This is a genomic window from Corallococcus sp. CA047B (genome assembly GCF_003612065.1).
GTDB classification, from domain to species: Bacteria; Myxococcota; Myxococcia; order Myxococcales; family Myxococcaceae; genus Corallococcus; species Corallococcus praedator.
Window position 1 is genome coordinate 15,586 of record NZ_RAWD01000049.1, and the last position, 21,217, is coordinate 36,802.

Below are 21,217 nucleotides of genomic sequence, written 5' to 3' on the forward strand. Positions count from 1 at the left end.
GAGCACGCAGGGTGGGGACCGCCTCGCGAGGCGACCATCAGCGGCCCAGCCGATGCCACTGTGGAGCAGCCCACACCCCGCCCCCACGGAGCGCGCCCACTCCGGGGACGGCCGGCAGGTCGCCTGCCGCCAGCGAAGCGGTCCCGGGACGCGCGATTTTCACGGCGAGCTGGGGCGCCAACCCCTAGAGTCGCCCTCGATGAGTGCCCCTGAAGACACCCGCGCCCCGCTCGCCGCCCTGCTGCCGAAGCCCGGCGAGCCCCCTCTCGACGCCGATGAGATCCTCAACCGCTTCGTGGGCTACGTGGCCACCAACGGGTTGAGCCTGTACTCCGCCCAGGAGGAGGCCATCCTGGAGCTCTTGAGCGACAAGCACCTGTTCCTCAAGACGCCCACCGGCTCCGGCAAGTCGCTGGTGGCCATGGCGCTGCACTTCAAGTCCATGGCCGAGGGCAAGGTGTCGTTCTACACGTGCCCCATCAAGGCGCTGGTGAACGAGAAGTTCTTCCAGCTCTCCAAGGCCTTCGGCCCGGAGAACGTGGGCATGCTGACGGGCGACGCGAGCATCAACCGCGAAGCGCCCATCCTCTGCTGCACGGCCGAAATCCTGGCGAACCTCGCGCTGCGCGACGCCTCCGCGCGCGTGGACGCAGTGGTGATGGATGAGTTCCATTACTACTCCGACAAGGAGCGCGGTACGGCCTGGCAGATTCCGCTGCTGGCGCTGCCGAAGACGCAGTTCCTGCTGATGTCCGCGACGTTGGGCGACACGCATATCATCGAGCAGAGCCTGGAGCAGCTCACCGGCCGCGAGGTGGCCACGGTGCGAAGCTCCGAGCGCCCCGTGCCGCTGGACTTCGACTACCGCGAGGCGGCGCTGCACGAGACCATCCAGGACCTCATCGCGCGCGGGAAGTACCCCATCTACCTGGTGAACTTCACGCAGCGCGCCGCGGCCGAGCAGGCGCAAAATCTGATGTCGGTGGACTTCAACACCAAGGAGGAGAAGGAGGAGCTGCGCCAGGCGTTGATGGACGCGCCCTTCGACACGCCCTACGGCAAGGACTTCCAGCGCTTCCTGCGCCACGGCATCGGGATGCACCACGCGGGCCTCTTGCCCAAGTACCGACTGCTGGTGGAGAAGCTGGCGCAGCAGGGCCTGCTCAAGGTCATCAGCGGCACGGACACGCTGGGCGTGGGCGTGAACATCCCCATCCGCACGGTGCTCTTCACGCAGCTGTTCAAGTTCAACGGCGAGAAGCTGACGACGCTGAGCGTGCGCGACTTCAAGCAGATTTCCGGACGCGCGGGCCGCAAGGGCTTCGACACCGAGGGCAGCGTGGTGGCGCAGGCGCCCGAGTACGTGGTGGAGAACATCAAGCAGGCGGCCAAGGAGGCCGCGGGCAAGAAGAAGACGCCCAAGGCGAAGCCGCCGCAGAAGGGCTTCGTGCAGTACGACAAGAGCACCTTCGAGCGGCTCCAGAACGGCATGCCGGAGCCCCTGGAGTCCCGCTTCGAGGTGAGCCACGGCCTGCTGCTCAACCTGCTCCAGAGCGACAAGACGGAGGGCAGCGGCGGCTACAAGCGGCTGGTGCAGCTGGTGCGCCGCTCGCACAGCTCCGAGTACACGAAGAAGAAGCTCCTGAAGGACGCGGCGATGTACTTCCGCACCCTGCGCGAGGCGGGCATCGTGCAGGTGGTGCAGTGGGAGGGCCGCTCCTCCACGGTGGAGGTGGCGGGCGAGCTGCAGCGCGACTTCAGCCTCAACCACACGCTGTCGCTGTACCTGCACGAGACGCTGGAGCTGTTGGATCCGGCGGTGGAGACGTACGCGCTGGACGTCGTCACGCTGGTGGAGTCCATCCTGGAGAACCCGGACGTGGTGCTCTACGCGCAGCTGCACCAGCTCAAGGGCGAGAAGATCCAGGAGATGAAGGCGCAGGGCATGGAGTACGACGACCGGATGGAGGAGCTGGAGAAGCTGGAGTGGCACAAGCCCAACCGCGACTTCGTCTACGGCACCTTCAACGCCTTCGCGCGCAAGCACCCGTGGGTGGGCGAGGAGAACATCCGCCCCAAGTCCATCGTGCGCGACATGTTCGAGCGCTTCATGTCCTTCCACGACTACGTGCGGGAGTACGGCCTGCAGCGCAGCGAGGGCGTGCTGCTGCGCTACGTGGGGGACGTCTACAAGTCGCTGACGCAGACGGTGCCGGAGCGCTTCCGCAACGAGGAGGTGGACGACATCATCGACCACCTGCGCGCGACGCTGCGTCAGGTGGACTCCAGCCTCCTGGACGAGTGGGAGCGGATGAAGAACCCGGGCGCGCCCGTCGAGGCGAAGCCGGTGGTGGACCTGAAGCCCAAGGAACTCACCGAGGACCCGAAGGCCTTCGCCGCGCGCGTGCGCGAGGAGCTGCACCGGCTGCTGCGCGCGCTGGGCCAGCGCCGCTACCTGGACGCGCTGGGCATGCTGGACAACGCCCTGGGCGAGTGGACCGCGCCGAAGCTGGAGCAGGCGATGGCGCCGTACTTCGAGGAGCACAAGCTGGTGGTGCTCACGCCCCAGGCGCGAAAGCCGGCCAACACCCAGCTCAAGGAGGCCGGCACCCGTCAGTGGGAGGCCCAGCAGCGCATCATGGACCCGGAGGGCCATGGGGACTGGGTCATCGACGCGGAAATCGACTTGCGCGGCCGCCGCATGGACGACGGCCCCATCCTGATGCTGCGCCGCATTGGCGGCATGAGCGCGTGGACCTGAAGTCCTGAAGTCCTGAAGCCCTGACGGGCGGGGCGGTCAGCGCGAGGGCGGCCTGGAGTCCCGGGCCGCCGCGCGCACGGTGTCCGCCGCCGCGTCCACCTCCGCGAGGATGCGGCGCGCGTGGTGGAGCAGCGCTTCTCCGGTGGGCAGCAGCCGCATGCCCCGGGGGATGCGCTCGAAGAGGGGCGTGCCCAGCTCATCCTCCAGCGCGAGGATGTGACGGCTGAGCGGCGGCTGGGTGATGTGGAGCCGGAGCGCGGCCCGGCCCACGTGGCCCTCTTCGGCCACCGCGACGAAGGACTGGAGGTGCGTGATGCTCACGCGCCCAGGTTAGCGCGGGACGTGCGCGCGGTGCACGCGGCCGGACCATGCCAGAACAGCATTGGACGTTGCGAAGGGGCGGGTGCCACCTTGCCCGCCATGGGCATTCCACTCTTCAAGGGCACCGAGGTTGAACGGCTGCGCGTCGCGGGACTCGCGGCGGCCGGCACGCTGGCGCATGTCGCCGGGAAGCTCCAGCCGGGCGTGACGACGGCGGACATCGACGCTTGGGTGCGCGAGGACACGGCGCGCCGGGGCGGCACCCCCAGCCAGCTGGGCTACAAGGGGTTTCCCGCCACGGTGTGCACCAGCCGCAACCACGTGGTGTGCCATGGCATCCCGCGCCAGGACGAACACCTGAAATCCGGGGACATCGTCAACGTGGACGTGACGACGTGCCTGGACGGGTTCCACGGCGACACGTCCGCCACGTTCCTCATCGGCGAGGTGTCCTCGGACGCGAAGCACGTCGTGGACGTGGCGCGGCGGTGCCGGGACGCGGGCGTGGCGGTGGTGCGGCACGGCGCGCGGCTGGGGGACATTGGCGCGGCGGTGATGGCGCTGGCGAAGGCGGAGGGGTGCAGCGTGGTGGAGGAGTTCGGAGGCCACGGCATCGGCCGGCAGATGCATGGCCCGCCGCACGTGTCCCACGTGGGCAAGGCGGGGACGGGCATCACGCTGCGCTCGGGGATGGTGATCACCATCGAGCCCATGGTGAACCTGGGCCGCCCGGACATCCGCCTGATGCCGGACGGGTGGACGGTGGTGACGGCGGACGGCAGCCTGTCCGCCCAGTTCGAGCACACGGTGCTCGTCACCCGCGACGGCTGCGAGGTGCTGACCCCGGGCGAGCTGTCGCTCCACGTCGCCAGCGGGTGTTGAGAAGGGGGCGCTTGCGCCCGCCTGTCCGGTCGCGTGCCGGGCGGTTCTCGTTGGCAGCGTCGGGGCCGGTGATAATTTGCCGGCCATGAAGAAGATCCTGGTCGCGCTCCTGGTGCTCATCGTCCTGGCGGTCGCGGGCGTGGCGGGGGTGTATTCGTACGCGCAGAAGGCCGTCACGACGCCGCACGCCTCGGCGGATGCCACCCCGAAGGAATTCATCGTGAAGAAGGGCGCGTCCGCGCGCTCCCTGGGCCAGCAGCTCCAGGCCCAGGGCTTCCTGGACGACGCCCGCATCTGGCGCTTCCACCTGTGGCGCCGGGGCAACCTCAACGTGAAGGCGGGCCGCTTCATGCTGAGTCCGACGGCCTCCGTGGAGCAGCTGGCCACCGCGCTGGAGGGCCCGCCGCTGCCGGAGGACGTGCCCTTCGCGATGATCGAAGGCTGGCGCCTGCGCGACACCGACCAGGTGCTCGCGGCCCAGGGCCTCATCAAGCCGGGCGAGTACATCGCCGCGGCCAGCCGCTCGGAGCGCTTCGCCGCGCCGTTCCCCCTGCCCACGCGGGGCCTGGAGGGCTACCTGTACCCGGAGACGTACGGCATCGTGGTGGAGGGCTTCAGGGTGGAGGCCTTCATCCAGCGGCAGTTGGACACCTTCCGCGCCCGCTTCTACGACGCGCACAAGGCGGAGATCGACAAGAGCGGCCGGTCGCTGCACGACATCGTGGTGATGGCCTCCATGCTGGAGCGCGAGGAGCCCATGCCTTCGCAGCGCCCGCTCGTCGCGGGCATCCTCTGGAAGCGCGTGGACAAGGGCTTCGCGCTGGGCGTGGACGCGACGAGCCGCTACGAGCTGGCGGAGTGGAACGATCGCAAGGAGTTCCTCAAGAGGCTGCGCGACAAGTCGGACCCGTGGAACTCGCGCACCCGCATCGGTCTGCCGCCCGGTCCCATTGGCGCACCGACGGTGGACTCGCTGCTCGCCGCGCTGCGGCCGACGAAGAGCGACTTCTTGTACTACCTGCACGACGCTCAGAGGATCCTCCGCCCCTCGCGCAACGCGCAGGAGCACGAAGCGCTCCGCGCCAAGTACAACGTGTACTGAGCACGATGACATCCTCATCCCCGGATCCGCGCCGCCTTGTCCCGCCCGTGGACGTGGAGGCGGGGCTGCGCCAGGAACTGGCCGTGCTGCGCGAGGAGTCCGCACGGCTGCGATTGATGCTCGGGACGGCGGCGCAGCTTGCCGGGTCCTACGATGTCCGCGCGGGCATGAAGCCGGTGTCGCCGTCCTGGGAGGCCTTCACCGGACAGTCTCCGGAGGCGTTCGCGAAGCAGGGCTGGCTCACGGCCCTGCATCCGGACGACCGCGAGGGGGCGCTGGCGGACTGGGAGCGGGCCGTGGCCGCGAAGCAGCCTTTCGCGACGCGCTACCGCTTGCGCCGCGCGGATGGCGCCTACGTGTGGATGCTCGCGAAGGGGACGCCGGTGCTGGGCCCTGACGGCGAGGTGTCCGCGCGGTTCGCGCCGCGCTTCGAGCTGGAGCACTGTCACTTCACGGTGGAGGCCCCGGAGTCGGTGCAGGGCTGTTTCGACCGCTCGCGGCTGGCCCAGGTGTTGGATCACCTCCTGGACAACGCGCTCAAGTACGGGGCCGGGACGCCGGTGTCCCTGCGGCTCACGGTGGACGGGGCGGTGGCGCGGATCCAGGTGCGTGATGGGGGCATCGGCATCGCGCCGGAGCAGCGTCCCCGCCTCTTCGAGCGCTACGGCCGCGCGGTGTCCGAACGCCACTACGGCGGCCTGGGCCTGGGCCTCTACCTCACCCGCACCATCGTGGAAGCCGAGGGTGGCCGCGTGTCGCTGGAGAGCAGCCTGGGCGAGGGTGCTACGTTCGAGGTGGAGCTGCCGCTCCAGCAGGTCTGAGCGCGCCGGCTAGGGCGCGGGGGCCTTCTGGAACATCTCCGCGAGGATGTGCTCGGCCGCGTCCGCGAGCAGATCCCGGGCCATGCGCGTCTCCTCGCCGAAGATGCCGGTGGACGTGCGCGCATCCAGCACGTGCGTCGCGAGCAGCGAGAACGCCGCGGCCTCGTCGAACGTCGCCTCGGAGGAGAGGACGCGCTTGCCGGGATGGGGCTCTTCCTCGTGGAAGCGGCCCTCCCAGTTCTCTCCCAGGGTGACGGCGAAGTACTGCGTCGCCACGTTGCCGGGCCGTGACATGTGCGAGGCGGCGACCACCGCCCGGAGCTGGTCGCGCTCGTCGGGCGTCATCTGCCGTTTCCACCCCTCGACCGCGGCGTGCATCGTTTCAAGTTGATCCCTCGCCGCGGCCTCCGCGTTCTTCATCAGGTCCGGCACCTGGGCGTGGATGAACGCGGAGAGGTCCTCCTGCGCCACGCGGTTCGCGGCCAGCACGGCCTCCACGAGCGCGAGCGACGCGTCCAGCACGCGGTGCTGCCGGGCCAGGTGCTCGGCCGGAAGTCCCCGCGAATCGAAGCTGCCACGCACCTGGGTGATGAGCCCGCGCAGGGTGGTGAGCCGGACGCGGGTGTCCTCGTCGAGCGCCTGCTTCAGCGGGGCCAGGAGCACGTGGAGCGCGAGCGGGACGTGGGTGACGACCTTGTAGACGTGGTAGCGGCGCGTGCGCGCGGGGGCCTCGAAGCGCTGGCCGCCCTTGCGCAGGATGAGCAGGTCGTCGATCTGCGCGATGACCGGGCCCATGCGCGACAACACCGCTTCGCGGCGCGCGGCGTACGCGTCCCGGAACGCCTGGTTCAGCACGGAGAGCGGATCCGTGGGCTCCAGCGCCACGGTGCGCGCGACCTCGGAGGGCGGCTCGGGAGGAGGGGAAGGGGAGGAAGGGCCTGCTACGGGGCACTCGGCCATGGCGCGCACGCTAGCGCTCCCGGAACACCCTCGGAGCCGGAGCTGGAACCGGGTGTCGGGATTCCTGCAACCGCGTCCCCTCCATGCGACGAAGGCCGGCCCCGCGTGGATGCGGGACCGGCCTCCTGTTTCAACGGTTCAGCGGGTGCCTCAGTCGACCGGACGCACCTGCACCTGCATCACGGTCCCGGCCTTGTTCTCGCTGAGGACCTCGATGATGGTGCCCGTGGGGGGGACCTTCACGCCGGCGTACGGCTGCGTGGCGTACCAGAAGGTGTTCAGGTCGTTGAACACCGGCACGGCAGGCTGCGAGACGTAGTCGCTGCGCGGGAAGCCACTGGGCTTGAGCGACAGCGGGAAGCTGGGCTGCAGGCCGAAGGTGGCATCGTGCGTCTGCACGCGGCCGGACCAGTAGCGGCCGTCGCTGCGCTGCAGGGGCTGCGGGCGCGAGTCGATGGGCAGGATGCGGCCCTCGCCCGGGTGCACGGAGACGCGGTTGTCCGGCACGGACGTGTCCCAGTACGTGATCAGCAGACCGGGGTTGTAGGCGTAGCGCTCGGCGTAGTCGATGAGGCCTTCCGCGCTGAAGCCGAAGTTGTACGGACCGGTCTCCAGGCCCGTGTCGTAGCCACGGAACTGACGCCACTCGGCCAGGTAGTAGTTGTCGTAGTAGGTGTTGGCGCCGTCGTTCAGGAAGAACGTGGCCTGATCCCAGTACTTGTCGCCGTTCTCCGCGTCGTCGCCGAAGACGTACTTGTTCTTCGCCCACAGCTGGAAGCCGTCCACCAGGAAGCCCCGGCCGAACTCCGCGCCGTCCGTCTTGTAGCGGATCTTCAGCGTGACCTTCTTGCCCGCGTGCGCGGACAGGTCGAACGACAGCGGCACCCAGCCGTCGGACAGGCCGGTGATGCCGTTGCCCAGGTTGTTGCCCCACGGATCCGACGTGCGGCTCACGGCGCTGGGCAGGTTGACGAACGGACCGTCCTCCACCGCGAGCGCGACGTAGGCGTAGTCCCAGTCCTCCTCGATGTCGAACCACGTGGAGAACGTGAACGTGATGGGCGTCTTGTTCGGCAGCTTCACCGTCTTGACGAGCACGCGGTCCAGGTTGTTGCCCGCGCCGCCCTGCCACGAGAACTGCCCTTCGATGGGCGCCACCGTGACCTGCGGACGGGGCTTCGCGGGCAGGTTCACCACCAGCGCCTGCTTCGCGTTCTGGGACGTCACGCCGGACGGGCCCAGCTTGTGGTACGAGTACAGGCCGTGCGTCGTGGTGGCGTGGTCCAGCCAGCCCAGCTGCAGCTTGTCCCAGGCGAAGAAGTCACCCGGCCGGCTGCCGATGTCCGTGGTGCCGTCGTTCAGGTACGAGCCCGAGGACATGATGGTCCAGAAGCCCGTCCCGTTGTCCGCCGCGTTCGTCGTGTCGTAGTGGTCCGGCAGACCCAGGTCGTGGCCGAACTCGTGCGCGAACACGCCCAGGCCGCCGTTCTCCGGCTGGATGGTGTAGTCGCCCACCCACTTGTCCACGTTCGTGGCGAAGCGGGTGCCGCCGTTCGGGTTGTACGCGGGGCCCGTGCCGTCCGCGCTCAGGCCCGTGCTGTAGGCGAACCAACGGTGGCTCCACACCGCGTTGGGGCCCTGCGCGCCGCCGCCCGTCTCCTCGCCCACGCCCGCGTGGACGATCTGGAAGTGGTCGATGTAGCCGTCCGGCTCGTCGAAGTTGCCGTCGCCGTCGTAGTCATACCGGTCCCACGTGTCGAACGTGTCCAGGTACGCCTTGATCTCCGCGGGCGTCTTGCCGGCGGCCACCTGGCCCTGCGTCCACACCTTGATGGCGTCGCTGATGAGCGGCCACACGGAGTTGGAGCAGCTGGAGGAGCCGCACAGGTTGTTGCCGTAGCGCGCGGCGTTGTACGGCACGCGCACCCACTCGGACACCGCGCCGTTGACCGTGTAGCGGCCCGACGAAGCGGCCTTGTAGAAGTTCGCCACCGAGTCCGCGCCCGGCGTCGTGTCGAAGTAGAGCTTCTCGAAGTGCGCGCGGTCGTAGTCCGGCTGCCAGATGGTGGTGTTGTCCACCGCCCGGTCCGGCTCTTCAATCAGGTTGTGCACCGGGCCCGGCACGTTGCCGCCGGGGTTCGTGGCGGGGTTGCCGAACACCGGGTGGATCTGCGTTCCGTACTCCACCAGGATGACGAAGATGCGGTCCGTGCGCTCCAGCTCCAGCTCCACGAACTTGCCGTTGCCCAGCTTGTGCACCTTGCCGGCCTGACCACGGCCTTCGATGCGCTCCTGAAGGGCCTGGGCCTTCAGCTCCTTCTGCTGTTCACCCAGACGGTGTGGCAGATCGTCCGAGATGTCCTCGGTGGCCTGCCTGCGCAGGCCCGCGGACGGCGGCGCGATGTCGGGTTGCGGCTTCTCGTACCAGGCACGCTCGGCGTACGCCGACGGGGCGATCGCGAGCAGGCTCCAGGCAAGCCATGACGGGGGTTTCCGCATTGCCACTCCTTCGAAGGGATCCCGGTGGGGTCCGGGATGACCGAGGTTTTAGTGGAAGCACGGTGAGCAATGGAAGACGGGGACGTTAAAAAATTCCCACAAGGACGGAGAGGGTCTTCGTTGGCGGGTGGGCGAAAACCGAAGATTGGGTAGTTGGCGCCCTGCGTCGGGGGACTACGTTGCCGGTCGCTATGGCGCGTACTCGTCCCGTGGATCCCCCGCTCCGGCGGGATGTCCGGCTCTTGGGCCGGCTGTTGGGAGAAGTCCTCGTTGAACAGGAGGGGCAGGCGCTCTTCGAGAAGGAAGAAGAGGTGCGCCATCTGGCCATCCAGCGTCGGCGTGGACCGGTGGCGGGGCGGCGGGCGGCGGCGGCGGAGCTGGCGGCCGTCCTGCGGCGGCTGCCGTCGGAGCAGGTGGAGCCGGTGCTGCGCGCCTTCTCCGTGTACTTCCAGCTGGTGAACCTGGCGGAGCAGCACCACCGCCTGCGCCGCGCGCGGGCCCACGCAAGCCCCACGTCCACGCGGCCGCAGAAGGGGTCGCTGGAGGCGTCGCTGCTCACGCTGAAGGCCGCGGGCGTGAGCGCGGAGAAGGTGCGTGAGACGCTGGGGACGCTGAAGGTGACGCTGACGTTCACCGCGCACCCGACGCAGGCGGTGCGCAGGACGCTGCTGGAGAAGCTCTACCGGCTGGCGCAGCTGTTGGAGGAGCGCGACCGCGTGGCGCTCACCCCGCGCGAGTCCGCCGCCAACCTCGCGTCCATGCGCGAGGAGATCACCGCGCTCTGGCAGACGGACGAGCTGCGCCGCGAGCGCCCCACGGTGGGCGACGAGGTGAAGAACGTCCACTGGTACGTGGAGGAGATGCTGTCGGAGCCGGTGGCCCGGCTGCCGGAGGCGCTGGACTGGGCCTTCGAGCGCGCCTACGGCGAACCGCTGGGCGTGTTGGACACGCCCGTGCGCATCCATTCGTGGGTGGGCGGCGACATGGACGGCAACCCGCTGGTGACGCCGGAGGTGTTCGAGGACACGCTGCGCGCGCACCGCGCCCGGGGCCTGCGGCTGTTCCTGCGCGACGTGGAGTTGCTGGGCGGCATGCTGTCGCAGTCGGAGCGGCACGCGCGGCCCACGCAGGAGCTGGAGCGGTCGCTGGAGGAGGACGCGAAGGCGCTGCCGGACGTGGCGAAGTCACAGGGCCCGCGCACGTCGGGTGAGCCGTGGCGCCGCAAGCTGCGCTTCATGGAGGAGCGCCTGTCGCTGGCGCTCGAGCACGTGCTGGCCCGGCGCGAGGGCCGGCCCTCGAAGCTGCCGCCCGAGGCGTATCGCTCTCCGGAGGCGCTGGGGGACGACCTGGCGGTGCTGGAGCGTTCGCTCTTCGCGGCGCGCGCCGAACACGCGGGCCTGCGCGAGGTGCGCCGCATGTCCGAGCGCGTGCGCGCGCTGGGCCTGGGCCTGGGCGAATTGGAGGTGCGCGCGCCCGCGGAGGACGCGGTGAGCGCGGCGGCCTCGTTCGACGGCGGACCTGCTCCCACAGAAGGGGGCACGCGGCTGCTGGCGGTGCTGGCGAAGCTGCGCGAGGCCCAGGACGAGGGCGGCGAGTCCGTCTGCCGCACGCTCATCCTCTCCATGGCCTCCACCGCGGACGACGTGCTGGCGGCGTTCAAGTGCCTGAAGCACGCGGGCCTCTGGGACAAGGAGCGCCAGTGCGCCACCGTGGACGTAGCTCCGCTGTTCGAGCAGTTGGGCGCGCTGGACGCAGGGCCCCAGGTGCTGCGCACGCTGTTCGCGGACGCGGAGTACCGCCAGCACCTGAAGGGCCGGGGCGTGCAGGAGGTGATGGTGGGCTACAGCGACTCCGGCAAGGAGGTGGGCCTCTTGGCCGCGAGCGCCGCGCTGTACCGCGCGCAGGTGGCGCTCACCCACGTGGCGGACGAGCACGACGTGCCCCTGCGCCTGTTCCACGGACGCGGGGAGACGGTGGCGCGCGGCGGCGGCCCCGCCCAGACGGCCATCCTCGCGCTGCCGCCGGGCACGGTGGCCGGGGCCTACAAGGCCACCGAACAGGGCGAGGCGATGGACCACAAGTACGCCCGTCCGGAGCTGGCGCAGCGCACGCTGGAGCTGGTGGTGGGCGGGGTGCTGCTGCACACGCTGGACGCGCAGCCGCGCCCGTCCCCCGAGGACGAGACGGCCTTCCGCGCCGCGTTTGATCAGCTCGCGGAAGAGGGCCGCAAGGCGTACCGGGCGCTCGTGTGGGACGACCCGCGCTTCGTGGAGTTCTTCATGACGGGCACGCCCGTGGAGGAGATTTCGGCGCTGCCCATCGGCTCGCGCCCCAGCAAGCGCAAGGCGGGCGGGCTGGAAACGCTGCGCGCGATTCCGTGGAGCTTCGCCTGGACGCAGACGCGCGCCATCCTCCCGGCCTGGTACGGCGTGGGCACGGCGCTGGAGGCCTACGCGGCCACGCCCGAGGGCGCTGGGCTGCTCCAGCGCATGTACAAGGAGTGGCCCTTCTTCCACGCGGTCATCGACAACGTGACCATGGTGCTGGCGAAGACGGACATGGCCATCGCGGCGCGGTACGCGAAGCTGGCCCCCGCCTCCACGCGGCCCCTGTGGCTGCGCATCCAGCAGGAGCACACGCGCACGCGCCGCGCGGTGAAGACGCTCACGGGGGAGGGGAAGCTGTTGGACAACAATCCACAGCTTCAGCGCAGCATCGCGCTGAGAAACCCCTACGTGGACCCCATGTCCTTCCTCCAGGTGGAGCTGCTCAAGCGCAAGCGCGACGGGGACACGGCCTGCGACCGGCCGCTGCTCCTGGCCCTCAACGGCATCGCGGCGGGGATGCGGAACACCGGTTAGAGAAGTGCCTCACCCAAGTCAGTCAGGAGCGCGCGGGATGGCCCAGGAGACGTTCACCGTGGAGGAGATCAACCCGAAGCACGGCTTCGCACGCCTGCGTCCGGACGCGGGGCCGGGGATGCTCCACACCGCCCTCTATCCGGATCCGGAGTTCACCCACGCGCCGCCCTTCCAGTTGCGCCAGGGCGACCGGGTGTCGGGCATCCGCCGGGGGCAGACGGTGTCGGAGGTGGCCTGGGTGACGCGCGTGGAGCCGCCCTGGGAGGAGGTGGAGCGCGTGGCGGAGCTGCTCGCGCTGCTGGAGCGCTGGGAGATCCGCGTCCCCTTCGAGGCCCGCGTCCTGGCCGAGCACGCGTGGCGCGAGAGCCGGGAGGACCCGCTGCGCGACGAACTCCAGGCGCAGCTGCCCACGTTCTTCGACCTCGACGGTGCCCACCCCTTCGAGGACCCGTCGCTGCTGGAGCGGCTGTCCGCCGCCATGCAGCCGTACCTGCCAGGCTTCTCCGTGCAGCCGGTGCAGGGACAGCCCGCGGTGCGCGTGGAGCCCGGCGCCGTGGAAATCATCGCCGGGGTGGGAAGCTGGGACATCCCCCAGCCCACCTTCGCCCCGATGATCGCGGAGGTGAACGCCCGGCTCGCCGCCGCCCAGGCCCCGGTGCGCTGGGTGCCCACCCGCGAGGACTGGATGCTCGCCCCCCCGGCGCTGGCCGCGCTCCTCCAGAAGCACGGCCTGCTCGAAGGCACCGCCATCCCCGCCTAGTGGGCAGCCTCCACCGCGCTGTGTCATAGGTCGGTGTGAGGTCAAACGATTATCTGATAGAGGACGGGGACTCCATGGGTCTTCGTCAGCTCGCCTCCGTCCTCGTTGGTTTCCTCGTCCTCTCCGGGTCCGCCTGTGAGCCCCCGCCGGAGCGCCGGCTGGAGGAGGCGGAGCTGCCCGCGCCCGCGCGGCCGTTCATCACGCTGGACGGGCAGGAGCCGGACGCGCAGCGCCTGTTCGGCACGGTGTGGAGCGACGCGGGCGTGCCCCGGGTGGAGGTCTACGAGGACGGGCGCTTCCTGGGCTTCGCGGATGTGGAGGCCGGCCGCTGGAGCCTGCCCTGGTGGCCGGGCCGGCGCGCGTTGGCGTTGGAGGTCGTGGCCAGGGATCCGCTGGGCGGCACGGCGAGTGCCCGCATCGACTTCCAGCACCTCGCGTTCGACGCGCGGCCGGGGCTGTACCAACCGGAGACGCTGCTGTCGCTGCCCACGGCGCGCGGCCTGCGGACGTACTTCACGCGGGACGGCTCCACGCCCACGCCCGCGTCCCCGCTCTACACCGGGCCCATCGCGTTGCTGGCCCGCTCCGCTCCGCCCGTGAAGTGGGCCTTCATCCCCACGAGCTCCACCGCCGTGCCCGAGGGCCTGCGGTGGGTCGCGCCCGCGGAAGAGGTGCCCCAGGCCTCCGTGGTGCGCTTCCAGCAGTACCGGGGCGCGGAGCCGGTGGGCCCGGTGCGCACGCGCACGTTCCTCATTGGCCGGGCGCCGTACACGCTGCCGGTGCTGTCGCTCGTCACCGACGCGGCGAACTTCTTCGACAGGGACCGGGGCATCTACGTCCCCGGGCGCCTGTCCGAGGCGAGCCCCGACGACCCGGGCGCGGGCAACTACGCGCAGGACGGCAAGGAATGGGAGCGTCCCGTCCACGTGGAGTGGTTCGAGACCTCGGGCGCGCGCGTGCTCGCGCAGGACGCGGGCGTGCGCATCCATGGCTCCGGCAGCGCCGTGCTGCCGCAGAAGAGCCTGCGGCTGTATGCCAAGGAGGACTACGGCCCGAAGACGTTCTCGGGCCCGGTGTTTCCCGGCTCGCCGGTGACGGACTTCACGCGGCTGCTGGTGCGCGCGTCCGGGCAGGATCAAGGACAGTCGCGGCTGCGCGACTGCGCGCTGCAGAACCTGCTCGCCCAGACGCGGCTGGCGCTCCAGGCCTGCCGTCCCACGCTCGTGTTCCTCGACGGTGAGTACTGGGGCCTGCACGAGCTGCGTGAGCGCTACGACGAGTACTACCTCGCGTCCCACTACGGCGTGGACCGCAAGAAGGTCGTCATCCTGGAGCGCGAGGGTGAACTGGACGTGGGGGAGGAGGGGGACGCCGCGCCCTACCAGGAGCTCATCGACTACGTGCGAACGCACGACCTGGCGGTGCCGGAGCACTACGCCCACGTGGAAGCGCGGATCGACGTGGAGGACTTCATCGACTACCAGGTGGCGCAGCTCTACCTGGGCAACCAGGACTGGCCGCAGAACAACGTGAAGTTCTGGCGGCTGCGCACGAAGACGGTCGTGCCGGACGCGCCCCACGGGCAGGACGGTCGCTGGCGCTGGCTCGTGTACGACCTGGATTTCGCCCTCCGGCCGGAGCCCGCCTTCGACAGCCTGGGGCGCGTGCTGGAGGACCCTTCACTGGAGGCTTCGACGCTCCTCCTGCGAAGCCTGCTCCAGGCCCCGCAGTTCAAGGCCCGGTTCGTCGAGCGCTTCCTCTGGCACCTGGAGCACACCTTCGCCCCGGAGCGGGTGGCGGCGTACGTGGACGCGGTGGCGGAGCAGCTGGCGCCGGAGCTGCCCGCGCACGTGGGCCGCTGGCTCCAGCCGGCCTCCGTGGAGGCGTGGCGCGTGAACGTGGAGGAGATCCGCGAAACGGCGCGGCAGCGGCCGGCGTTCATGCGCCAGTCCCTGGAGCAGCACCTGGGCCCGCTCTAGGGGGTCTTCTTCTCGGGGAGTTCGCTGCCGTAGTTGCCGCTGCGCACGTCCACCAGCCGGCCGTCGCGGAAGATGGCGACCTGCATGAGCCGGTGGGGGCCGAAGTTGTAGGTCCACTCCTCGATGGTGGACGATCTCCCCACCTCCGTGGAGACCTCTTCGTGGGCCGTCTTCTGCTTGTACCGGGTGCTGGCGTACTCGGTGCGCGTCCGCCGGGACATGGGCTCGCCGCACTTGATCAGCGCGTCGTCCGTGGACGCGCCCTCGGACACGAGCTTGTTGTCGCAGCGCAGCGAGGACGCGTGGACGAGCGAGGGCAGGGCGAGGCAGGCGACGACGAGGCTGGCGGACAGGGCGCGCATGGGGAGGGCTCCGGGAGGGAAGCGAGACGGCGGTGACGCTCGGACGCCTGGCGCCCGAACCTATTCAAATCCGCCCGGTCGATTCCAGGCGGAGCCCGTCGCCCCTGGCCTACAGGCCGCCCTTTTCCTTGAGCACGCGCACCACCTCGGCGGCCATCACCCGGTGGCCTTCCTTGGACGGATGGATCTGGTCCACCTCCAGGCCGTCCAGGAACAGGTCCACGTTGCCCGGCTGCCGCGTCACGGCCTCCAGGTCGATGACCTCCGCGCGCGTCTGGGTGCGGATCCACGCGTTGAATTCCTTGCGCTGCGCCTTCACCACGTCGTAGCTGCCGTAGTTCGTCTTCTCCTTGGGCAGGAGCGTGCTCACCCACAGCCGGCACCGGGGTTGGAGCTGATCAAACAGCTGGTTCATCCGCTGCTCCAGCTTCGCCACCGTGATGCCTTCGGAGGCCAGGTCGTTGGTGCCCAGCAGCACGATGCAGTCGGTGAAGCCCTGCATCGCGAGCACCTCCTGCGGCAGCTGGAGGTTCGCGTCCCAGAAGCCCTGGCCGGACGCGCCCGAGTTCACCACCGGCACCCCGAGCTCCTTCTCCACCAGGGCCGGCCACGCGTTGCGCGTGTCGTTCTTCGTGTCGTAGTAGCCCTCGGTGATGCTGTCGCCGATGGCCACGAAGGCCCGGCCCGGCGGGCCCTCCACGTCCACCGTCGCCACGGCCGTCGCGAACTCCCACGCCTGTCCGCCCAGCGCGGCCTGCGTCGTCGCGTACGAACCGGTGCGCATGAAGCTGCCCGGGAACGACTCGATGAGGCTGACCGCCAGGGCGCCCGTGGCTTCGAAGGAGATCGCCACCTCGTCCCGGAATCCCACCGGGAACGCCACGGGATCCGACGTCACCAGGGTGCGGGCGTTGGCGGTGAAGCCCGGCTGACCGTTGAAGGTCAGGGACACCGGCGTGGAGGCCAGCGCGCCGTTGGCGCCCGCCTGCGCCACCGTGGCCCGCTTCAACGTGAACGTTCCGTCACCCGAACGGAAGGTGATGCGCACCCGACTGCCCGCGCGCCCCACGGGAACGCGCATGCGGTACGTGGTGAGGCTTCCCGCGAACGCGGGCTCGCGCAGCGCCTGGTGGAAGCCTGGCTGGAACGCGATGGGCGGGGGCGCCACGGGCGGAGTTCCCTGCACCTTGCGGTCATCGTGCAGCGTCAGCGTGGGCGCCGCCTCCACGGAGGACGCGGGCGCGGTGACCTCCGCGTCCGTGCTGCCGGCACCGAAGGTCGGATCCGCACCGCGTTCCTCCACGCCGCCACAGCCCATCAGCAGGCCCAGGGCACCCACCCAGCTCCAGCGCAGCGCCATCCTTGAACCCATGCCATCAGCCTCCCGGCGCAAGACAATGTGCACGACTCACGTTCCTGGCGACCTCATGTTTCAAGGGGCGCGCCAATCACCCGGGAGTCATGCGTGCCGAGCGCTGGGAAACGGAGCCGGACGACTTCCGCCGCAAGGGTGGGTGGCCGGGGCACCCGGTCCGAAGCCCTCCCCAGGAGGGTGGCGAACCTGCCCCCCTTGGGAAAAACCGTCCTCAGGGGACGCAGGCCCCGACGTCGCCGTTGTTGGTGAGGGCCCGGCAGGTGCCGCTGGAGCAGGCGGGCGAGCCTGACGGAACGCGGCACAGCGTCCGACACGTGCCGACGCCGTCGGACACCGCGCAAGTGCTTCCCGGTGAACACTGGTTGCTGAACTCGCACGCGGCGCCCGGAGCCAGCGTGCCGCGGCCCGCGCACACCGGACCGTTGGTGGCCGGGTAGCAACCCAGGGGCCCCTCGCAGTCCTGCGCGAACGCATCACACCGCGCGGACGGCGGGCCGCACACCAGCGGCAGCTCGTCCGTGCCGGCCAGCCGCAGCACGGTGTTGCAGTCCCCGGAGGCGCAGTCGGACGTCGCGTGGCACAGCTCGCGGCAGAAGAAGCCGGTGCCGCCGTCATTCAGCGCGTCGTCCTTGCAGTACAGGCCCGCGCCGCACGTGTCGTAGCGCTGTCCCGCGGGGGCGTCGGACGCAAGGGTGCACGGCGCGCCCTCGGTGCCGGTGCCCGCGGCCACGCACTGGCGCTGCGTGTCCCCACCGTCCCGCGCCACGTAGGTGCACCGCTGTCCGGCCGGGCAGTCCTGCTGGCGCACCGGATCACACGCGCCGGGGAAGCACCGGCTGCCCGTGCCCCCATCCGTCAGGTCCGTGTAGAGACAGTTCTGTCCCGCCGCACAGCCGTCCTGCTTCACCACGTTGCAGGTGAAGTCCGAACGCCCACCACCGCCGCCACCGTCACCGGCGTCGACAGTCCCGGAATCGCTGGCGCCGGTCCCGGAATCCACGGTAGTCCCCGCATCAGGCGGACGGATCGTCTCTCCGTCGTCGCAGCCCGCCGCCCACAGCCCCATCAACAGGGCACCACCCAACAACACGAGACGTGAAGCCATCCGGAAACTCCTGGCGTGGAAGTAGTCTGGGACTTACACGAGCCGTTCCACCTCACGGGCCCCCTTGAACCGGGCCTGGAAACCAGCCGACACTTCCAGATTCAGAACCGAGGGGGGTCAAGGTGCGCATGAACACGAAGTTGGATGGGCCGGTGGAGCCAGACCCGTATTTGAACCGTCGCAGCGACGAGCGTGTGACGGCGCGGTTCGAGGTGCGCTTCGAGCAGGCGGAAGACGCGGCGCGCGCACTGCGGGCGTACTCGCTCAACCTGTCCGCGGGCGGACTGTGCCTGCGCACGCGCAAGTCCTACGACGTCGGCTCTCAGGTGCGGCTGGCCATGGTGGTGGACGGCGAGGAGTTCCACCTCACCGGCGTCATCGCCTGGGTGCGCGACGAGGCGGAGGCCATCGGCGTGCGCTTCATCGACGTGAGCGAAGAGGACCACGAGCGCCTGCGCCGCGTCATCGCGAGCTTCAAGCGCTAGTCGGGGCCTGACCGTTCCCAGGTCCGCTCCAGCAGGGAGGGCGCCCGCGAATCGGGCGCCCACCCGCGAGCGGGGGACGGCACAAGCAGTGCTACCGCTGCGTCTCGCTCTCGGCGTGACGGAACACGCCGGAGTCCCCCTCCACGTAGCCGCACGCCTTGTAGAACGCGCGCGTCTCGTCGGTGACGTTGAGCGGGGCGATGAGCTGGAGCTGCTTGACGCTCAGCACCTTGCCTCGCTGCGCCACCTGCGCGAGCAGCGCGCGGCCCACGCCCCGGCGCCGCCAGCCCTCGGACACGACGAGCTCGTCCACGGTGGCCACGCGACCGCGCAGCCGCAGCTGCGGACGGTGGGAGAAGGACACCATGCCCACCGCGCGGTCCTGCGGGTCGCCGGCCACGAAGATCTCAATCTCCGGATGGCTGATGACCCAGTGCACGGTCTGCTGGTCGGTGCCCTGGGGGTAGCCCAGCTCGCGAAGGAGCAGTGCCATGACCTCGGCATCACCTCGACGCGCGCGGCGGATGCGGAAAGCGTTGGCGTCGGGAGCAGGGGTCATGGTGCGGACGATGGGCTGGGACAAGGCATTCTCGATACTAACGACAGGGCCGTCGGACCTCCAAAGAGGAACGACGGCCCAGGAAGACTTCACGTACGAATGCGCGGCCGCCCGGTGTGGGCAGGCGTCGTCAGGGCTGCTCGCCGGCCAGTGAGCGGATGGCGGAGGTGATGTCCGCCTGCTGCGGCACCGACGCCATCTCCAGCGCGTCCGCCAGGCCGATGCCCGGGATGAACTTGCCGGCCACCAGCCGGGGCGGCGCGAGCAGCGAGTAGAACAGCTCCTCCACCGTGCGCCGGACCAGGTGCTCGCCGAAGTTCGTCACCTCGGTGTCCTCGTTCACGTACAGGACGCGGCCCGTCTTCTGGATGGACGCCTTGATGAGCTCCCAGTCGTAGGGCCACAGCGAGCGCAGGTCGATGACCTCCACGCTGAGACCTTCCTCCTTGAGCTGGTCCGCGGCCTTCGCGCACAGGGGCAGGGTGCGGCCGTAGCTGACCACGGTGGCCTGGGTGCCCTCGCGGACCACCTTGCCCTTGCCAATGGGCACCGCGAACGCCTCCAGCGTCGGCCACTGGGGCTTCCACTGCGAGCGGTCCCCCAGCGGCGCGTCGATGAGCTTCGACAGCGCGCGGTCGTCCTCGGGCTCGCCCGGGATGCGCTCGTCGCCCTTCACGCGCAACAGCGCCTTGGGCTCCAGGAACATGACGGGGTTCGGGTCCTGGCACGCGGAGAGGAGCAGGCCGTACGCGTCCAGCGGGGTGGAGGGCATCACCACCTTCCAACCGGGGATGTGGGTCATCGTCGCGTCGAAGGAATGCGAGTGGTACATCGACCCGCGGATGCCGCTGCCCACCGGCGTGCGCACCACCATGGGCAGGTTCCAGTCACCGTTCGTCGCCCAGTGCGTGTTGCCCGCGATCTTCAGCAGGTCGATGGTGTTGTAGATGTAGTCGCAGAACTGGATCTCCGCGACCGGGCGGTTGCCCGCCATCGCGAGCCCCATGGCCGCGCCGATGATGCCGCGCTCGTCCAGGGGGCTGTTCCACGCCGTCTTCAGGCCCTGCGTGCAGGTGAAGACGCCGCCCAGCGGGGCGCCCACGTCCTCGCCGAAGATGTCGGTGACGCCCAGGTTCTCCTCGGCGTAGTGAAGGGCCATGCGGATGGCCTGTGCCATGTTCGCCATGGTTATTTCTTCTCCGCGTAGATGTGGTCCCAGATGGTGTCGCCGGAAGGTTGCGGCTCGTCCCGCACGGTGCGCGCCGCCGCGGCCAGCTCCTCGCTGTAGCGGTTGCGCACCTCTTCCATCTGCTCCCGGCTGAGCACGCCTTCCTGCTCCAGGCGCGCCTCGAACAGGCGCAGACAGTCCTGCTCCTCGTTCACGAAGTTCGCGCCGGACGCGGACGAGTGTCCGTACAGGCGCGACACCCGCGCTTCGATGAAGTACGGCTTGCGCTCCTTGCGCACGTACTCCATCGCCGCCTGGAGTTCCTGGTAGGACTCCACCGGATCATTCCCGTTGATGGTCTTCGCCGGGATGTTGAAGGCGCGCGCGCGGTCGCTGATGTTCGTCTCGCCGTGCTGGCCATCGGCGGTGGTGGAGATGCCCCACTTGTTGTTGGTGACGATGATCAGGATGGGCAGGGGGTTGGCGGGGCGGCTGCTCCACACGAGGCAGGTGGGGAAGTCCCCCTCGGCCGTGCCCGCGTCGCCGCCGGTGACGATGGTGATGGCGTCGCCGCCGTGGCGCTTCTGGGCCATCGCCGTGCCCGGCGCGATGGAGTACTGCACCTCGATGGGCGAGGTGATGGGCGCGATGTTCTTCGAGCGCCGGGTGAAGTGACCCGCGAAGTTGCGGCCGCCGGAGTAGGGGTCCGTGGCCGTGTTCTTCATCTGCCGCAGCGCCCCGATGGGCTCCTCGCCCATGGCCAGCAGCGTCGCGGACTGGCGGTAGTGCGCGTGCAGGTAGTCGTAGTCCAGGCCCTCGCCCACCTTCATGAGCAGGCCCAGGGGCACGTTGAAGGCCTCCTCACCGGGGCCTCCAATCCAGAAGTAGCCGTGGCCCTGCTTGTACATCTGGATGAGGCGCTCCTCGAGGACGCGCGCCTTCACCATCAGGTCGTGGATGCGGATGAGCTGCTCTCGGGCGAGCGAAAGCGGCGCGGAGTTTTCTTTGATCAGCCGGGGCCGTGACACGCGCGGAGGACCTCGAAAAAGGGAAAGGGGACGCCCCTATACTCCGAACGCGGGCTCCCGACTCAAGGACCCTGAGAGGGGCGGTGTTCTCCGCCCTCTGTTCCAGGCCCGGTGGCGCGACGCGGCAATGAGCACAACTCATCCATGGCCCCCGTTTCCCCTGGGAGCGGCCGGTCGGCAGGACGGGGA

The 21,217-nt window shown here is 69.9% G+C and carries 17 protein-coding genes; 8 read left to right on the forward strand and 9 right to left on the reverse strand.

The window, feature by feature from the left end; translation table 11 throughout:
• Positions 1-199: 199 nt before the first annotated feature.
• Positions 200-2,761 (forward strand): RNA helicase, encoded by a 2,562-nt coding sequence (locus D7X74_RS11025; protein ID WP_120532893.1) that lies wholly within the window; start codon positions 200-202, stop codon positions 2,759-2,761.
• Positions 2,762-2,797: 36 nt separating this feature from the next.
• Here D7X74_RS11025 and D7X74_RS11030 read toward each other — a convergent pair whose 3' ends face one another.
• Positions 2,798-3,082 (reverse strand): LysR family transcriptional regulator, encoded by a 285-nt coding sequence (locus D7X74_RS11030; RefSeq protein WP_120532894.1) that lies wholly within the window; start codon positions 3,080-3,082, stop codon positions 2,798-2,800.
• A 99-nt stretch (positions 3,083-3,181) separates the two neighbouring features.
• On the opposite strand from D7X74_RS11030, the gene map reads away from it, so the two are divergent.
• The 3 genes from map to D7X74_RS11045 all read left to right on the forward strand — a co-directional run bounded on the left by map (position 3,182) and on the right by D7X74_RS11045 (position 5,887).
• Positions 3,182-3,964, forward strand: coding sequence for a type I methionyl aminopeptidase (map, locus tag D7X74_RS11035; RefSeq protein WP_120532895.1), 783 nt, complete (start codon positions 3,182-3,184; stop codon positions 3,962-3,964).
• An 85-nt stretch (positions 3,965-4,049) separates the two neighbouring features.
• Entirely contained in the window at positions 4,050-5,066 is a 1,017-nt protein-coding gene (mltG, locus tag D7X74_RS11040; RefSeq protein WP_120532896.1) for an endolytic transglycosylase MltG, read from the forward strand.
• Between the two features lie 5 nt (positions 5,067-5,071).
• Complete coding sequence (locus D7X74_RS11045) at positions 5,072-5,887, forward strand: PAS domain-containing sensor histidine kinase (RefSeq protein WP_120532897.1); 816 nt, start codon at positions 5,072-5,074, stop codon at positions 5,885-5,887.
• Between the two features lie 9 nt (positions 5,888-5,896).
• Here the strand turns inward: D7X74_RS11045 and D7X74_RS11050 are convergent, their stop codons facing one another.
• The gene (locus D7X74_RS11050; protein WP_199741804.1) at positions 5,897-6,847 is read right to left on the reverse strand and encodes a hypothetical protein; all 951 of its coding nucleotides are present in this window, start codon (positions 6,845-6,847) and stop codon (positions 5,897-5,899) included.
• Between the two features lie 150 nt (positions 6,848-6,997).
• The gene (locus D7X74_RS11055) at positions 6,998-9,346 is read right to left on the reverse strand and encodes an immune inhibitor A domain-containing protein (RefSeq protein ID WP_120532899.1); all 2,349 of its coding nucleotides are present in this window, start codon (positions 9,344-9,346) and stop codon (positions 6,998-7,000) included.
• A gap of 191 nt (positions 9,347-9,537) precedes the next feature.
• On the opposite strand from D7X74_RS11055, the gene D7X74_RS11060 reads away from it, so the two are divergent.
• The 3 genes from D7X74_RS11060 to D7X74_RS11070 all read left to right on the forward strand — a co-directional run bounded on the left by D7X74_RS11060 (position 9,538) and on the right by D7X74_RS11070 (position 14,946).
• Complete coding sequence (locus D7X74_RS11060) at positions 9,538-12,207, forward strand: phosphoenolpyruvate carboxylase (protein ID WP_120532900.1); 2,670 nt, start codon at positions 9,538-9,540, stop codon at positions 12,205-12,207.
• Between the two features lie 37 nt (positions 12,208-12,244).
• On the forward strand, positions 12,245-12,967 hold the full coding sequence (locus tag D7X74_RS11065; protein ID WP_120532901.1) for a hypothetical protein: 723 nt from the start codon (positions 12,245-12,247) through the stop codon (positions 12,965-12,967).
• Positions 12,968-13,041: 74 nt separating this feature from the next.
• The gene (locus D7X74_RS11070) at positions 13,042-14,946 is read left to right on the forward strand and encodes a CotH kinase family protein (RefSeq protein ID WP_120532902.1); all 1,905 of its coding nucleotides are present in this window, start codon (positions 13,042-13,044) and stop codon (positions 14,944-14,946) included.
• Here the strand turns inward: D7X74_RS11070 and D7X74_RS11075 are convergent.
• From D7X74_RS11075 to D7X74_RS11085, 3 genes are all read right to left on the reverse strand, one after another.
• Complete coding sequence (locus D7X74_RS11075) at positions 14,943-15,308, reverse strand: DUF2845 domain-containing protein (RefSeq protein ID WP_120532903.1); 366 nt, start codon at positions 15,306-15,308, stop codon at positions 14,943-14,945. The two genes, D7X74_RS11070 and D7X74_RS11075, sit on opposite strands and share 4 nt — an antisense overlap.
• A gap of 109 nt (positions 15,309-15,417) precedes the next feature.
• A complete protein-coding gene (locus D7X74_RS11080) occupies positions 15,418-16,680 on the reverse strand; it encodes an SGNH/GDSL hydrolase family protein (protein WP_120532904.1) in 1,263 nt (420 codons plus the stop codon).
• A 214-nt stretch (positions 16,681-16,894) separates the two neighbouring features.
• Complete coding sequence (locus tag D7X74_RS11085; protein ID WP_120532905.1) at positions 16,895-17,788, reverse strand: hypothetical protein; 894 nt, start codon at positions 17,786-17,788, stop codon at positions 16,895-16,897.
• A gap of 128 nt (positions 17,789-17,916) precedes the next feature.
• On the opposite strand from D7X74_RS11085, the gene D7X74_RS11090 reads away from it, so the two are divergent.
• Complete coding sequence (locus D7X74_RS11090; RefSeq protein WP_120532906.1) at positions 17,917-18,273, forward strand: TIGR02266 family protein; 357 nt, start codon at positions 17,917-17,919, stop codon at positions 18,271-18,273.
• A gap of 91 nt (positions 18,274-18,364) precedes the next feature.
• Here the strand turns inward: D7X74_RS11090 and D7X74_RS11095 are convergent, their stop codons facing one another.
• From D7X74_RS11095 to D7X74_RS11105, 3 genes are all read right to left on the reverse strand, one after another.
• Positions 18,365-18,766, reverse strand: a complete 402-nt coding sequence (locus D7X74_RS11095) for a GNAT family N-acetyltransferase (RefSeq protein WP_233595233.1) — start codon at positions 18,764-18,766, stop codon at positions 18,365-18,367.
• A gap of 196 nt (positions 18,767-18,962) precedes the next feature.
• Complete coding sequence (locus tag D7X74_RS11100) at positions 18,963-20,018, reverse strand: alpha-ketoacid dehydrogenase subunit beta (protein WP_120532908.1); 1,056 nt, start codon at positions 20,016-20,018, stop codon at positions 18,963-18,965.
• Positions 20,019-20,020: 2 nt separating this feature from the next.
• Positions 20,021-21,028: a thiamine pyrophosphate-dependent dehydrogenase E1 component subunit alpha gene (locus D7X74_RS11105; RefSeq protein ID WP_120532909.1), complete on the reverse strand. Its 1,008-nt coding sequence runs from the start codon at positions 21,026-21,028 to the stop codon at positions 20,021-20,023.
• Positions 21,029-21,217: the final 189 nt, after the last annotated feature.

Excerpts from the sequence above, each read along its gene's own strand:
- D7X74_RS11070 (WP_120532902.1), top strand. The coding sequence starts at position 13,042 with ATGGGTCTTCGTCAGCTCGCCTCCGTCCTCGTTGGTTTCCTCGTCCTC.
- D7X74_RS11025 (WP_120532893.1), top strand. The coding sequence starts at position 200 with ATGAGTGCCCCTGAAGACACCCGCGCCCCGCTCGCCGCCCTGCTGCCG.
- D7X74_RS11060 (WP_120532900.1), top strand. The coding sequence starts at position 9,538 with ATGGCGCGTACTCGTCCCGTGGATCCCCCGCTCCGGCGGGATGTCCGG.
- D7X74_RS11080 (WP_120532904.1), bottom strand. The coding sequence starts at position 16,680 with ATGGGTTCAAGGATGGCGCTGCGCTGGAGCTGGGTGGGTGCCCTGGGC.
- map (WP_120532895.1), top strand. The coding sequence starts at position 3,182 with ATGGGCATTCCACTCTTCAAGGGCACCGAGGTTGAACGGCTGCGCGTC.
- D7X74_RS11065 (WP_120532901.1), top strand. The coding sequence starts at position 12,245 with ATGGCCCAGGAGACGTTCACCGTGGAGGAGATCAACCCGAAGCACGGC.
- D7X74_RS11090 (WP_120532906.1), top strand. The coding sequence starts at position 17,917 with ATGAACACGAAGTTGGATGGGCCGGTGGAGCCAGACCCGTATTTGAAC.
- D7X74_RS11095 (WP_233595233.1), bottom strand. The coding sequence starts at position 18,766 with ATGGCACTGCTCCTTCGCGAGCTGGGCTACCCCCAGGGCACCGACCAG.
- D7X74_RS11045 (WP_120532897.1), top strand. The coding sequence starts at position 5,072 with ATGACATCCTCATCCCCGGATCCGCGCCGCCTTGTCCCGCCCGTGGAC.
- D7X74_RS11050 (WP_199741804.1), bottom strand. The coding sequence starts at position 6,847 with ATGGCCGAGTGCCCCGTAGCAGGCCCTTCCTCCCCTTCCCCTCCTCCC.
- D7X74_RS11055 (WP_120532899.1), bottom strand. The coding sequence starts at position 9,346 with ATGCGGAAACCCCCGTCATGGCTTGCCTGGAGCCTGCTCGCGATCGCC.
- mltG (WP_120532896.1), top strand. The coding sequence starts at position 4,050 with ATGAAGAAGATCCTGGTCGCGCTCCTGGTGCTCATCGTCCTGGCGGTC.
- D7X74_RS11075 (WP_120532903.1), bottom strand. The coding sequence starts at position 15,308 with ATGCGCGCCCTGTCCGCCAGCCTCGTCGTCGCCTGCCTCGCCCTGCCC.
- D7X74_RS11085 (WP_120532905.1), bottom strand. The coding sequence starts at position 17,788 with ATGGCTTCACGTCTCGTGTTGTTGGGTGGTGCCCTGTTGATGGGGCTG.
- D7X74_RS11100 (WP_120532908.1), bottom strand. The coding sequence starts at position 20,018 with ATGGCGAACATGGCACAGGCCATCCGCATGGCCCTTCACTACGCCGAG.